Origin of the sequence: Actinosynnema sp. NPDC002837 (genome assembly GCF_040295345.1) — a bacterium.
In the GTDB taxonomy this organism is placed as follows: Bacteria; Actinomycetota; Actinomycetes; order Mycobacteriales; family Pseudonocardiaceae; genus Actinosynnema.
This window is the reverse complement of sequence record NZ_JBEOVG010000003.1, coordinates 173,759-186,328: the sequence shown is the minus strand read 5'-3', so window position 1 is coordinate 186,328 and position 12,570 is coordinate 173,759. Positions and strand designations below refer to the sequence as shown.

The 12,570-nt window shown below is 71.2% G+C and carries 14 protein-coding genes; 3 read left to right on the top strand and 11 right to left on the bottom strand.

The features are described 5' to 3' along the window. Positions 1-68 precede the first annotated feature (68 nt). From ABTZ99_RS03600 to dnaK, 5 genes are all read right to left on the bottom strand, one after another. Positions 69-746 carry an alpha/beta fold hydrolase gene (locus ABTZ99_RS03600; RefSeq protein ID WP_498771692.1) on the bottom strand — a complete coding sequence of 226 codons (678 nt, stop codon included), beginning with the start codon at positions 744-746 and terminating at the stop codon, positions 69-71. Between the two features lie 282 nt (positions 747-1,028). Further along, a complete protein-coding gene (locus tag ABTZ99_RS03595) occupies positions 1,029-1,457 on the bottom strand; it encodes a heat shock protein transcriptional repressor HspR (RefSeq protein ID WP_230570812.1) in 429 nt (142 codons plus the stop codon). Next, the gene (gene dnaJ, locus ABTZ99_RS03590) at positions 1,454-2,623 is read right to left on the bottom strand and encodes a molecular chaperone DnaJ (protein ID WP_498771690.1); all 1,170 of its coding nucleotides are present in this window, start codon (positions 2,621-2,623) and stop codon (positions 1,454-1,456) included. Before dnaJ ends, ABTZ99_RS03595 begins: the two co-directional genes overlap by 4 nt. Before the next feature lie 18 nt (positions 2,624-2,641). Then, positions 2,642-3,355, bottom strand: a complete 714-nt coding sequence (gene grpE, locus ABTZ99_RS03585; protein WP_499607869.1) for a nucleotide exchange factor GrpE — start codon at positions 3,353-3,355, stop codon at positions 2,642-2,644. Continuing rightward, a complete protein-coding gene (gene dnaK, locus ABTZ99_RS03580) occupies positions 3,352-5,205 on the bottom strand; it encodes a molecular chaperone DnaK (RefSeq protein ID WP_499607866.1) in 1,854 nt (617 codons plus the stop codon). Before dnaK ends, grpE begins: the two co-directional genes overlap by 4 nt. Before the next feature lie 169 nt (positions 5,206-5,374). Here dnaK and ABTZ99_RS03575 point away from each other — a divergent pair, with 169 nt between their 5' ends. After that, entirely contained in the window at positions 5,375-5,512 is a 138-nt protein-coding gene (locus ABTZ99_RS03575) for a hypothetical protein (protein WP_499607863.1), read from the top strand. An 18-nt stretch (positions 5,513-5,530) separates the two neighbouring features. Continuing rightward, the gene (locus ABTZ99_RS03570) at positions 5,531-5,938 is read left to right on the top strand and encodes a DUF5655 domain-containing protein (protein ID WP_499607860.1); all 408 of its coding nucleotides are present in this window, start codon (positions 5,531-5,533) and stop codon (positions 5,936-5,938) included. On the opposite strand, the gene ABTZ99_RS03565 is transcribed toward ABTZ99_RS03570, so the two are convergent. From ABTZ99_RS03565 to ABTZ99_RS03550, 4 genes are all read right to left on the bottom strand, one after another. Continuing rightward, positions 5,935-6,723 carry a DUF4097 family beta strand repeat-containing protein gene (locus tag ABTZ99_RS03565; RefSeq protein ID WP_499607858.1) on the bottom strand — a complete coding sequence of 263 codons (789 nt, stop codon included), beginning with the start codon at positions 6,721-6,723 and terminating at the stop codon, positions 5,935-5,937. The genes ABTZ99_RS03570 and ABTZ99_RS03565 overlap by 4 nt on opposite strands. A gap of 177 nt (positions 6,724-6,900) precedes the next feature. Continuing rightward, positions 6,901-7,470, bottom strand: a complete 570-nt coding sequence (locus ABTZ99_RS03560) for a hypothetical protein (RefSeq protein ID WP_498771679.1) — start codon at positions 7,468-7,470, stop codon at positions 6,901-6,903. Between the two features lie 23 nt (positions 7,471-7,493). Next, complete coding sequence (locus ABTZ99_RS03555; protein WP_498771677.1) at positions 7,494-8,027, bottom strand: TetR/AcrR family transcriptional regulator; 534 nt, start codon at positions 8,025-8,027, stop codon at positions 7,494-7,496. Then, a complete protein-coding gene (locus ABTZ99_RS03550) occupies positions 8,014-8,346 on the bottom strand; it encodes a DMT family transporter (protein WP_498771675.1) in 333 nt (110 codons plus the stop codon). Before ABTZ99_RS03550 ends, ABTZ99_RS03555 begins: the two co-directional genes overlap by 14 nt. Positions 8,347-8,485: 139 nt before the next feature. Here ABTZ99_RS03550 and ABTZ99_RS03545 point away from each other — a divergent pair, with 139 nt between their 5' ends. Next, positions 8,486-10,759, top strand: coding sequence for a (Fe-S)-binding protein (locus tag ABTZ99_RS03545; RefSeq protein ID WP_499607854.1), 2,274 nt, complete (start codon positions 8,486-8,488; stop codon positions 10,757-10,759). A 62-nt stretch (positions 10,760-10,821) separates the two neighbouring features. Here ABTZ99_RS03545 and ABTZ99_RS03540 read toward each other — a convergent pair whose 3' ends face one another. Both ABTZ99_RS03540 and ABTZ99_RS03535 read right to left on the bottom strand, forming a co-directional pair. After that, positions 10,822-11,205, bottom strand: coding sequence for a phage holin family protein (locus ABTZ99_RS03540; protein WP_499607851.1), 384 nt, complete (start codon positions 11,203-11,205; stop codon positions 10,822-10,824). A gap of 34 nt (positions 11,206-11,239) precedes the next feature. Next, positions 11,240-12,532: a hypothetical protein gene (locus tag ABTZ99_RS03535; RefSeq protein WP_499607849.1), complete on the bottom strand. Its 1,293-nt coding sequence runs from the start codon at positions 12,530-12,532 to the stop codon at positions 11,240-11,242. Positions 12,533-12,570: the final 38 nt, after the last annotated feature.

The window sequence follows — 12,570 nt, the reverse complement described above, 5'->3', positions numbered from 1 at the left end:
GCCGGTCACAGCCGATCGGCCCACGCCGTGCTGGTCACGGCCACGGTGCCCTGGTCACGCCGTGCTGGTCACGGCCGCGCCGGCCGCGCCGCGCCCAGCACGGCCGCCAGCGTGCCCGGCCGACTGGTCTGCGGGCAGTGTCCGCCGTCGACCTCGATCGCCTCGACCCCGAGCCGTTCGCGCGCGGCGCGGCGCATCCACGACGGCCGCAGCGTGCGGTCGTCACGCGGCAGGACGTAGGTCGACGGCAGGTCAGGCACCTCGTGCACCTCGCGGTACGTCGCGGCGGGGTAGAACAGGCGCAAGGTGCGCAGCCCGGCGCGCACACCGGCCAGGTCGCAGTCGTGGAACAGGAAGTACGAGGCCACCACGGGGTCCGCGGTGGGCGGTTCGGTGAGGGAGCGCCACTCCGGGTTGAACATCTCGCCCGTGTCGACGGCCAGTTCGTCCGCCAGCGACACGGGGCCGGGGATCATCGCGGCGATCCAGGCCAGGTGGGACGCGCCGAGGGCCCGTGCGATGGCGGGCATCAGCAGGCCGGCGCCGGAGTGCCCCACCAGGACCGGGGCCAGCGCGTCGCCCGCCTGGGCGCGGGCGATCGCGGCGTAGTCGACGGCGCGCAGTTGCGGCTGGTCGGTCGGCAGGTCCACGGCCACGGTGCGGTGGCCGCGTTGGCGGAGCAGGTCCTCCACCGGGCGCCAGGCCGCGGGCGACTGGGTGGTGCCGTGCACGAAGACGTAGTCCACGGGGTCCAGTCTGGCGCGGGTCGCCCGGTTCGGTCGGCCGCCAGGTTGGTAGGGCGACGGCAGGTCGGTAGGGCGGTAGGGCGGTGGCCGGTTGGTAGGGCGGCAGGGCCGGGCCGGTCGTCGCGGCCGCCGTCATCGGGAGATTCCGGCGTCGGGGGCGTGGGGGTTCAGGGCGGTGGGGGTCGGCGTCGCGGGGTTCCTCATGCTTAACCGAGGTACGGGAACAGTGTTTCCGTACACTTTCCCGAGATGATCACCCTATTGGGCGACACATCAGGCGGCTCAGCGCTTCGAGTTCGGCTTCCAGACGACCAGTGCCGTCTCGTGCCGCACCGGCACCAGGTCACGGCGGTACGACGCGTGCACCGACGCGGCGGCGTGCTCGGCGGCGGCCATGGCGGAGGCCAGTTGTTCGGTCAGCTCCTGCACCCTCGCGCGCAGCGCGCCGACCTCGTTCTCCAGCTCGATGATCCGCTTGACGCCCGCGAGGTTGACGCCCTCCTCCTGCGAGAGGCGTTGCACCTCGCGCAGCAGCACGATGTCGCGCATCGAGTACCGGCGCCCGCCGCCGGACGTGCGGCCCGGCGACACCAGGCCGAGCCGGTCGTACGCACGCAGGGTCTGCGCGTGCAGACCCGACAACTGGGCCGCCACGGAGATGACGAAGAACGGGGTGTCCTCGTCGGTGCCGGGCGGGAACGGGAAGCTCACACCGACCTCTTCTCCAACAGGGCGTTGAGCTCCGCGCGCGGGTCGTGCTTCGCCGTCGCCGACGCGTAGTTCTCCAACGCCTCCCGGGCTGCGGCGTCCATGTTGTTCGGCACCGCGACGTTCAACGTGATGAGCAGGTCGCCGACCTGGCCGTCGCGCTTGGCGATGCCCTTGCCCTTGGCCCGCAGCACCCGACCGCTGGCCGTGCCGGCGGGAACCTTCAACGTCACCTTGCCCTCGAGCGTCGGCACGGTCAACGTGGTGCCGAGCGCCAGCTCGGGGAAGGTCACCGGAACGGTCACGGTCAGGTCGTTGCCCGACCGGCCGAAGATGGGGTGCGGGTTGACGTGCACGAGCACGAACAGGTCGCCGGCGGGCCCGTTGTTGCGCCCCGGCTCACCCTGCCCGGCCAGCCTGATCCGCTGGCCGTCGTCGACGCCCGCCGGGATGCGGATGGTCAACGTGCGGGTCTTGGTGCTCACGCCGTCGCCCGCGCACTCCGGGCACGGGTCGTCCACGATCCGCCCGGTGCCCCGGCAGTCGGCGCACGGCTCGGAGAACGCGAACGCGCCCTGGCTGCGGGTGACCAACCCGGCGCCGCCGCAGTTCGTGCACGTCCGCGGGGACGTGCCGGGACGCGCGCCGGAACCCGCGCACGTGCCGCAGGTCGCCGGGCTGGACAGCCGCATGGGCACGGTCGCGCCCTTGACGGCCTCGGTGAAGTCGATCCGGACGTCGGTCTCGACGTCCTCACCGCGCCTCGGCCTGGTCGCCGACGCGGACGTGCCGCCCCGGCGGTTGAACAGGCCGCCGAGCAGGTCACCGAGCCCGCCCATGCCGCCGGCCTGCTGCGCGCCCTGGCGGCCGAACAGGTCGCCGACGTCGAACCCGCCGCCGGTGCCGAACCCGCCGGGGAACCCGCCGCCTCCGGAGAAGAGGCGGCGGGCCTCGTCGTACTGCTTGCGCTTCGCGGTGTCCGACAGCACGCCGTACGCCTCGGACACCGCCTTGAACCGCGTCTCGGCCTTGGCGTCACCGGGGTTGGCGTCGGGGTGCAGCTCCCGCGCCAACTTCCGGTACGCCTTCTTGATCTCGTCGGCCGAGGCGTCGGAGGTGACGCCCAGCTCGCGGTAGAAGTCCTTCTCGATCCAGTCGCGAGCGCTCAACGGACGCCGCCCCCCTTCTCAGTCCTGCTGCTCTTCGACCGGCTTCTCGACGGCCTCTTCGACGACCGGCTGCTCGGCGGCCGGCTCGTGGTCGGTCACGGCGACCAGCGCGGGCCGCAGCACGCGCTCGCCGAACCGGTAGCCGCGGCGCAGCACGGCGGTGACGGTCGGCCCGCTGACGTCCGGCGAGGTGCCGTGCTGGACGGCCTCGTGGACGGACGGGTCGAACTCCTCGCCCTCGTGCCCGAACGGCTCCAGGCCGGTGCCGTGCAGCGCGCCGACCAGCTTGTCGGCCACGGCCTTGAACGCGCCGGTGAGGTCGCCGTGCGTGCCGGCCCGCTCGATGTCGTCGAGCACGCCGAGCAGCTCGCCGGCCACCTGCGCCTTGGCCGTGGTGATCACCAGTTCCCGGTCGCGCTCGACGCGCTTGCGGTAGTTGGCGTACTCCGCGGTCAACCGCTGCAGGTCGGCGGTCCGCTCGTCGAGCTGGGCCTTCAGCTCGACGGACGGGTCGTCGGCCACGGCCGCTTCGGCCTCCGGCTCGGGCGCGGCGTGCTTGCCGCTGCCCTCCGAACCGGTCTCGGGCGCGCCGGTCGTACCGGCCTCCGGCTCGGCCGGGGCGTCGGCGCGCGCGTTCTCGTCCGCCGGGTTCTCCCGCACCTGACCCGTCTCCGGGTCGATGCGCCTGCGGTCGCGCACCACCACGTGGGGCTGTTCCTCGGGCTGGGTCACTTCTTCTCGTCCTCGTCGACGATCTCCGCGTCCACCACGTCGTCGGCCTTCGGCGCGTCACCGGCGGCGGCGCCTCCGGTGGCGCCCGCGGCGTCGGCCGTGGGTGCGGAGTTGGCGTACAGGGACTGGCCGATGGCCTGGGACTCCGTGGCGAGCTTCTCCACGGCGGCGCGGACCTTGGCGATGTCCTCGCCCTTGAGCGCCTCGGTGGTCTCGGCGAGGGCCGCGGTGACCTTCTCCTTGACCTCGGCCGGGAGCTTGTCCTCGTTCTCCTTGAGGACCTTCTCCGTCTGGTAGACGAGCGTCTCGGCCTGGTTGCGGACCTCGGCCTCGTCGCGGCGGCGCTTGTCCTCCTCCGCGTGCGCCTCGGCGTCCTTGATCATCTGCTCGATGTCGTCCTTCGGCAGCGCGGAGCCGCCGGTGATCGTCATCCGCTGCTCCTTGCCCGTGCCCATGTCCTTCGCGGACACGTGCACGATGCCGTTCGCGTCGATGTCGAAGGTGACCTCGATCTGCGGGACGCCGCGGGGCGCGGGCGGCAGGCCGGTCAGCTCGAACATGCCGAGCTTCTTGTTGTCGCGGGCGAACTCGCGCTCGCCCTGGAACACCTGGATCTGCACGGACGGCTGGTTGTCGTCGGCCGTGGTGAAGATCTCCGAGCGCTTGGTCGGGATCGTCGTGTTGCGCTCGATGAGCTTGGTCATCACGCCGCCCTTGGTCTCGATGCCCAGGGACAGCGGGGTGACGTCGAGCAGCAGGACGTCCTTGACCTCGCCCTTCAGCACACCGGCCTGCAGGGCCGCGCCGACCGCGACGACCTCGTCCGGGTTGACGCCCTTGTTCGGCTCACGGCCGCCGGTCAGCTCCTTGACCAGCTCGGCCACCGCGGGCATGCGGGTGGAGCCGCCGACCAGCACCACGTGGTCGATGTCGCCGACGCTGATGCCCGCGTCCTTGATCACGTTGTTGAACGGCGCGCGGGTGCGCTCCAGCAGGTCGTTGGTGATGCGCTGGAACTCGGCGCGCGACAGCGTCTCGTCCATGAACAGCGGGTTCTTGTCCGCGTCCACGGTGATGTAGGGCAGGTTGATGGAGGCGTTGTTCGAGCTGGACAGCTCGATCTTCGCCTTCTCGGCGGCCTCGCGGATGCGCTGCAACGCCATCTTGTCCTTGGTCAGGTCGATGCCGTTGGTCTGCTTGAACCGCTCGACCAGCCAGTCCACGATGCGCTGGTCCCAGTCGTCACCACCGAGGTGGTTGTCACCGGAGGTCGCCTTGACCTCGACCACGCCCTCGGCGAGCTCGAGCAGCGAGACGTCGAACGTGCCGCCACCGAGGTCGAAGACCAGGATGGTCTGCTCCTTGTCGCCCTTGTCGAGGCCGTAGGCCAGGGCGGCGGAGGTGGGCTCGTTGACGATGCGCAGCACGTTGAGGCCCGCGATCTGGCCGGCCTCCTTGGTGGCCTGGCGCTGCGCGTCCTCGAAGTAGGCGGGGACGGTGATCACCGCGTCGGTGATCTCCTCGCCCAGGTAGGCCTCGGCGTCGCGCTTGAGCTTCATCAGCACGCGCGCGCTGATCTCCTGCGGCGTGTACTTCTTGCCGTCGACGTCGTCGGTCCGCCAGTCGGTGCCGATGTGGCGCTTCACCGACCGGATCGTCCGGTCGACGTTGGTCACCGCCTGGTTCTTGGCGGGCTGACCGGTGAGCACCTCGCCGTTCTTGGCGAAGGCCACGATGGACGGTGTGGTGCGCGACCCCTCGGAGTTGGCGATCACCGTCGGCTCGCCGCCCTCGAGAACCGCGACGACGGAGTTGGTCGTCCCCAGGTCGATGCCGACCGCTCGCGCCATTGGATTCCTCCTGGTAGTGCGTGTGTGAGAGCCCCGCGTTGAGCGGTGCCGACTCAAGTTTAGCCGGCGCCGGCGGACTTGAGTCCACCCGGCTCAATCTTTCTGCCTGTCCAACGGACGGCGGTGTCGCGGTGTTCCCGGCGCGAGGTGATCCGGGACACTCGTCCGCATGGAGTCACCCGCGGACATGATGGCCGCCGTCACCGCGTCGATGCTCGCGCGCACCGGCCGCACGCTGGACGAATGGGTCGAGCTGGTCGAGGCGAGCTCGCTCGATCCGGTGGACCGGAAGGCCGTCCGGGCGTGACTGCGCGACGTGCACGGGGTGAAGCAGAACTCGCAGTGGACGATCGCGGACGCGGCGGCGCGCCGGGCGGGGTGGACCGAGCCCACGTTCACCGAGCACGTCGAGTCGCAGTACGCCGGGCGCAAGGCGGCGCTGCGACCGCTGTTCGACCGGATCGCGACGCTGGCGCTCGGGCTGGGCGAGGACGTGCGGGCCGAGGGGCGGGCCACCTACGTGCCGTTCGTGCGGGGGCGGCAGTTCGCGGCCGTGCAGGCGTTGGCGTCGCGGGTCGACCTGGGCCTGCGGTTCACCGCGGCGCCCGAGAGCGACCGGTTGACGCCCGGTGGCCCCGGCCAGGCGACGCACAAGGTGTCGCTGACCGGGGCCGACGAGCTGGACGGCGAGGTGGAGGCGCTGCTGGTGGCGGCGTACGAGCAGAACGCCTAGGCGGCGGACCGCACCGTCACGTCGCCGCTGTCGGTGCGCAGGTGCAGCTCGGCGGAGCCGTTCGGGTCGTCCTTGACGTCGACCTTCTGCTCGCCGCTGCCGGCGTCCACGTCGATCTTGTAGGCGCCCTGCGGGACGGTGACGTTCAGGCTGCCGCTGCCCATGTCGGCGCGCACGGACTTGACCGCGACGATGGCCACGTCCACGTCGCCGGAGTCGGAGTCGATGGTCACCGAGCCTCCCATGTCGACCAGCCTGGTGCTGCCGGAGCCGACCCGGCCGGTGAAGTCGCCGCCGACGGCGGTCGCGGCCAGGTCGCCCGAGTCGTTGTCGACGCGCACCGGGCCCGCCACCTCGCGGACCGTGGTGCTGCCGGAGCCGACTTCGACGTCGACGCTGGCCACGCCTTCGAGGTGGACGTCGCCGGAGCTGTTGCGGCCGGTGATCTTGACGTTCTTGGTGGGGACGGTCACCTCGTAGTCCACCGAGCACTGGCTGCCGCAGCCGTCGAGGACGAGGGTGGAGCCCTCCACGCGGTGGGAGACGCCGCCGGGCTTGTCCGAGCCCTTCGGGTACTCGACGCGGCGGCGGACCTGGGTCTCGGTCAGGCCGTCCTGGCCGCGGACGGTCACGTCGCCCGAGCCGTTCTGCAACCGCACCTCGGTCACCTGGTCGGACACCGAGTGCGTGTCGTCGAACGTGTTGTGGACGAGCCGCACGCAGGACGTGAGCGCCAGCGCCGCGGTCACCGCCACACCGACCGTCAACGCGATCCGCTTAACCACCACTGCCCCCTCGTCAGGCGTCAAGATGTCGAGACCCAAGTTATGGGTACTCGACCGGTGCGCCCACCAGGAAGGCCCCCGACCGATAGGGGGGCTGTCCCTACCCCTCCGGTCAGCGGCCCGTCAGCGGCCCGGCGCGTCCTGAACGCGGAACCCCGAACGGGGGACGCGCGCGGGTCAGGCCAGGGATTCGACGACGGCGCGCAGGGCCGGCGCGGAGCGGGCCGGGTCGACCAGGAAGCGCTGCGAGGCGATGACGTGCGTCTCCGTCATCCGCTCCCACACCATGCCCTGCACCGGCACCTCGGTGATCACCAGCCGGAACGGCCGCACGTACCGCCCCAGCCTGCCCTCCACCCCGCGCACCACCTCGCCGATCGGCAACGCGCCCCGCGACGTCACGTACCGCTGGTCGTACTCGGCCGCGGCCGGGGCCAGCGCCAGCACCGCCGCCCGCAGCGCGGGCCTGATCTGCAACGACGCGCCGGCCGGGTCGGCGGGCGAGCCGCCGGCCGGTTCGGCGCGGGCGTGGTCGAGCACGTCGGCCCACCAGCCGAGCCACTCCTCCGCCGCGGCCGCCCGGTCGACCCCCGCGGGCACCACCACGGGCACCGACGGGTCCAGCCCGGGCAGCTCGGGCACGGTCTCGACCGAGAGCGCGAGCGTGTCCCGGACGAACAGCGCGGTGTTGACCGTCTGACTCGTCCCGTGCGACACCTGCCACGACTCACGACCGGCGAACCTCATGACACCAGTGTCCCGCGTGAAGGTCATCCGCCGAGCATCAGAAGGGACACGACGGGCTCCAAATCCTCCGCCATTGGGGGGAAATCCGCGATCAACGCCTGGATCAGGAGCCCGTCGAGGCCCGCGAGGACCGCCCGCAGCGCCACCGGGTCGCGCGGGCCCGCCACCTCGGCCATGAGCGAGGTCCACCGGCGGGCCGCCGCGCGCAGCTCCGGCCGGCGGGCCGCCAGCAGGTACAGCTCGTACTCGGCGAGCGTGCGGCCCCGGTGCGGGCCGGCGGCGTCGGCGATGAACCGCGCCACCGCCGCGGGCGTCAGGGCCACCCGGCGGAAGCTCGCGGCCATCTCGTCGGCCGACCACGTGAGCGTGGCGATCAGGAGGTCGTCCAACGTCGCGTAGTAGTAGGTCGTCGACGTCGTCGGCACGCCTGCCTCGCGCGCCACGGACCGGTGGCCCACCCCGGCCACGCCGTCGCGTTCGACGACCCGCAGCGTGGCCGCGAGGATCTCCCGCCGACGCCGGTCGCCCCGCGCCCGCCGGCCGTCAGGCGGCGGCACCGCTGCCCACCTCGATGGCCACCACGCCCGCGATCACGAGCAGCAGCCCGACCACCATCGTGGTGTTCAGCGGCTCCTTGAACACCAGCACGCCGATGCTCGCGACCGCGGCGATCCCGAAGGCGCACCAGATCGCGTACGCCACGCCGATCGGCATGCCCAGCTGCAGCACCTTGCTCAACGCGCCGAACGCGACGACGTACCCCACGATGACCACGACCGACGGGATCGGCTTGGAGAAGCCCTCGGAGAGCTTGAGGAACACGGTGGCGGTGACCTCGCCGATGATCGCCACGGCCAGCACCAGGTACACGAGCACGTCCCGCCCCCAACAAGTTGAACACCTGTTCCACTAGTCTACCGACCCTATGTGATCGGCCACGTCCAAGTGGTTACCGGCCAGTAATCGGGCGTAGGCTGCCCAGCCAGGAGAACGGACGAGAAAGGCCGCCACCACAATGGGAGCCCTCCAGCTCACCCTCGGCGCCATCGGCGTCGCCGTCAGCGTGTTCGCCTGGGGTCTGTTCGTCGCCGGCGTCATGCGGATGATCAAGATCATCCGCCTCGGCCAGCCGGACTCGACCCGCAACGGGCCGTTCGCGCCCCGCCTGCGGACGTTGATCGTCGAGTTCGTCGCCCACACCAGGATGGCCAAGTTCCGCAAGGTCGCGCCGTGGCACTGGATGGTGATGTGGGGCTTCCTGATCGGCTCCGCGGTGCTGTTCGAGGCCTACGGCGAGATCTTCCGCCCGAGCTTCCACTGGCCGGTCATCGGCACGTGGTCGCTGTGGCTGCTGCTGGTCGAGCTGCTCGGCATCGGCACCGTGGTCGGCGGCGTGGCGCTGGCGATCATCCGCCAGCTCAACCACCCGCGCCGCGCCGACCGCGTGTCCCGGTTCGCTGGCTCGGACTTCAAGTCCGCGTACTTCGTCGAAGCGGTCGTGATCATCGAGGGTCTCGGCATCCTCGGCGTGAAGGCGTTCAAGCAGGCCTCCGGCCTGGAGGACCCGCCGCTGTGGTCCTCGTTCGTGACCGCGCCGCTGGCCCAGATCCTGCCCGCGAGCCCCGACTGGGTCTCGATCATGGCGTTCACCAAGCTGCTGTCCGGCATGATCTGGCTGATCGTGGTGTCGAAGAACCTCACCATGGGTGTGGCGTGGCACCGGTTCAGCGCGTTCTTCAACATCTACTTCAAGCGCGAGGACGACGGCGGCGTCGCGCTCGGCGCGCTGAAGCCGATGATGAGCGGCGGCAAGGTCCTCGACCTGGAGGAGGCCGACCCCGACAAGGACGTGTTCGGCGTCGGCAAGGTCGAGGACTTCTCCTGGAAGGGCTGGCTGGACTTCAGCACCTGCACCGAGTGCGGTCGCTGCCAGTCCCAGTGCCCCGCGTGGAACACCGGCAAGCCGCTGTCGCCGAAGCTGGTCATCACCCAGCTGCGCGACCACGCGTTCGCCAAGGCGCCGTACCTGCTCGCGGGCGGCAGCAAGGACATGGCGGGCGACGAGGTCGGCCTGACCGAGGACAAGTACGAGGACTACAAGAAGCGCCTGGAGTCCATCGACGTGCTGGCGCTGGCCGAGTCGGAGCGCCCGCTGGTCGCCGGGGCCGACGAGCTGGGCGTGATCGACCCCGAGGTGCTGTGGTCGTGCACCACGTGCGGCGCGTGCGTCGAGCAGTGCCCGGTGGACATCGAGCACGTCGACCACATCGTCGACATGCGCCGCTACCAGGTGCTGATCGAGTCGAACTTCCCGTCGGAGCTCGGCGGCATGTTCAAGAACCTGGAGAACAAGGGCAACCCGTGGGGCCAGAACGCCAAGGACCGCCTCGCGTGGACCGAGGGCCTGGACTTCGAGGTGCCGGTGTTCGACGGCGAGCTGGGTGACGCCGAGTACCTGTTCTGGGTGGGCTGCGCGGGCGCGTTCGAGGACCGGGCCAAGAAGACCACGCGGGCGGTGGCCGAGCTGCTGCACACCGCGGGCGTCAAGTACACCGTGCTCGGGCCGGAGGAGACCTGCACCGGCGACCCGGCGCGGCGCGCGGGCAACGAGTTCCTGTTCCAGATGCTGGCGCAGCAGAACGTCGAGGTGCTCAACACCGTGTTCGACGGTCGCGAGCCGGGCCGGCGCAAGATCGTCGTGACGTGCGCGCACTGCTTCAACACGCTGGCCAACGAGTACCCGCAGGTCGGCGGCCAGTACGAGGTCGTGCACCACACGCAGCTGCTCAACCGGCTGGTGCGCGAGCGCAGGCTGGTGCCGGTGGCGGAGGTCGCGGAGGACGTCACCTACCACGACCCGTGCTACCTCGGTCGGCACAACAAGGTCTACGAGGCGCCGCGCGAGCTGGTCGGCGCGTCGGGCGCGACGCTGCGCGAGATGCCCCGCCACGAGGAGCGCTCCATGTGCTGCGGCGCCGGTGGCGCTCGCATGTGGATGGAGGAGCGGATCGGCAAGCGGATCAACCTCGACCGCGTGGACGAGGCGCTGGGCACCGCGCCGTCGAAGATCGCGACGGGCTGCCCGTTCTGCCGCGTGATGCTGACCGACGGCGTGACGGCCAGGCAGAACGAGGGCGCGGCGGGCTCGCACGTCGAGGTCGTCGACGTGGCGCAGCTGCTGCTGACGTCCGTGCGCCGGGGCCAGGCCCTGGAGCGCGGCGACATCCCGACGGACGAGACCCCGACCGGCACCCCGTTGCCGGACGAGGACAAGGCTTCGTCCAACTAGTCGTTCGCGGACGAACGCCCCCCGGTCGCACTTCGGACCGAGGGGCGTTCGTCGTCTTCAGGTCAGTCGCGGTCGGTGACGCGGTCGTAGACGAGGTTCAGGGCCCAGCTCGTCAGGGCCACGATGATCGCGCCCCAGAACGCGGGCCAGAAGCCGGTGACGTCGAACGGCAGGCCCAGCTCGCCGGCCAGCCAGCCGGTGAGCCAGAACAGCAGCGCGTTCACCACGAGGCCGATCAGCCCCAGCGTGACCACGTAGAACAAGCAGCCGAAGAACTTCACCAGGGGCTTGACCACCGCGTTGACCAGGCCGAACAGCAGCGCGACGCCGATCAGCGTGCCGATCTTCGCGGGGGCCGACGCGCCCGCCTCCAGGTCGATGCCCGGGATGAGCGTGGCGACCCAGACCGCCACCGCCGTCAGCAGTACGTGCACCAAAATGCCCATGCCGCAGGCTAACGGCAGCGGTGCTCCGAACGGGTCAGGCGCGACGACGCCCGCGTGCCGCCAAGAAGGTCAACGCGCCTGCGCCGAGCAGCAGGCCGCCGATCGCCAGCATCGGGAACGGCGCCGCGCCCGTGTTCGCCAGACCGCTGCTGCCACCGGCCACCTGCACCACTGCCGGAGCGGAAGTGGTCGTCGTGGTCGTGGTGCTCGTGGTCGTCGTCGGGGAGGTGGTCGTCGTCGGCTGCTCGTCGGACGCGTACTTCAGCGGCACGATCGCGTGGTTGTCATTGAAGTTCGTCTCCCGGTGCCCCAGCGCCGAGAACGGCCGGATCAGCAGGTGGAACTGCCCGAACGCAGGGTCGTCCAACCGGTACCGCAGCCGCACGTCGACGGTCTCGCCGACCGCCATCGGCCCGGTCAGCCGGAACTCCTGGCCGGGCGTGATCACGGCGACCCGGTCGCCCGCCCCGAGGAACTCCGGCGTCGACCCGAACACCACCATCTCCGGGTTGTCCGGCGCCTCGCCCCGGTTGGTCACCGGCACGACCAGCGTGACGACGTCGCCCACGCGGTAGGCGTCCTGGGCGGGTTCCAGCCGCGGCGTGCCCGCCACGAAGTCGGCGTCCAGGTACGTGTAGCGGACGTCCACGCGCGTCGTCTCGCCCGCGCGGACCACGATCTTCTTCTGCCGCGTGACCGGGTCGACGTCGTGCTCGGTCAGCGGCTGCGCCAGCTTCAGCTCCGGCGCGTTGTCGGCCACGATCGACACGGTCGAGCCGATCGGCACGTCGGTGAACTTGTACTCGCCCTTCACGCCGCGCGTCGCGGGCGCCACGTCGACGATGCCGTAGATCAGCCGGACGGTCGGCGCGCCCGGCACGTCCGGCTCGTGCGTCTGCCGCACGCCGTCGCGGTTGAGGTCGGAGAACGAGAAGCCGGCCACCGTGCCGCCGCGCACGCCGAAGTCGATCCGGCCGCCGCCGCTGACGGGGTTGACCGTCGACGCGGTCGTCGGCTCGTAGACCCCGGCGTTGCGGTTGTAGACGGCGAGCGGCACGTTCGGCAGGCCCTCGGCCTTGTAGCGGCCGTCGGCGTCGGTGTAGTAGCTGCCGATGAACGCCTTGGTCGAGGCGTCGTGCACGTCCACGGGGAGGCGGTTGACCAGCGGCGGCTCGCCCGGGTCGACCACGCCGTCGGCGTCGCGGTCGAACCACACCAGGCCCTCCAGCGTGACGGTGTCCTGCGCTGCCACCGCGAGCGGGCTCGCGAGCGTCGCCACGCCCACGGCCAAGGACAAGGCCGCGAGACGGCCGGTCGTGCTCCGCACCTGGATTCCCCCTGAGAAGACGAATGTCCGTCACCTCG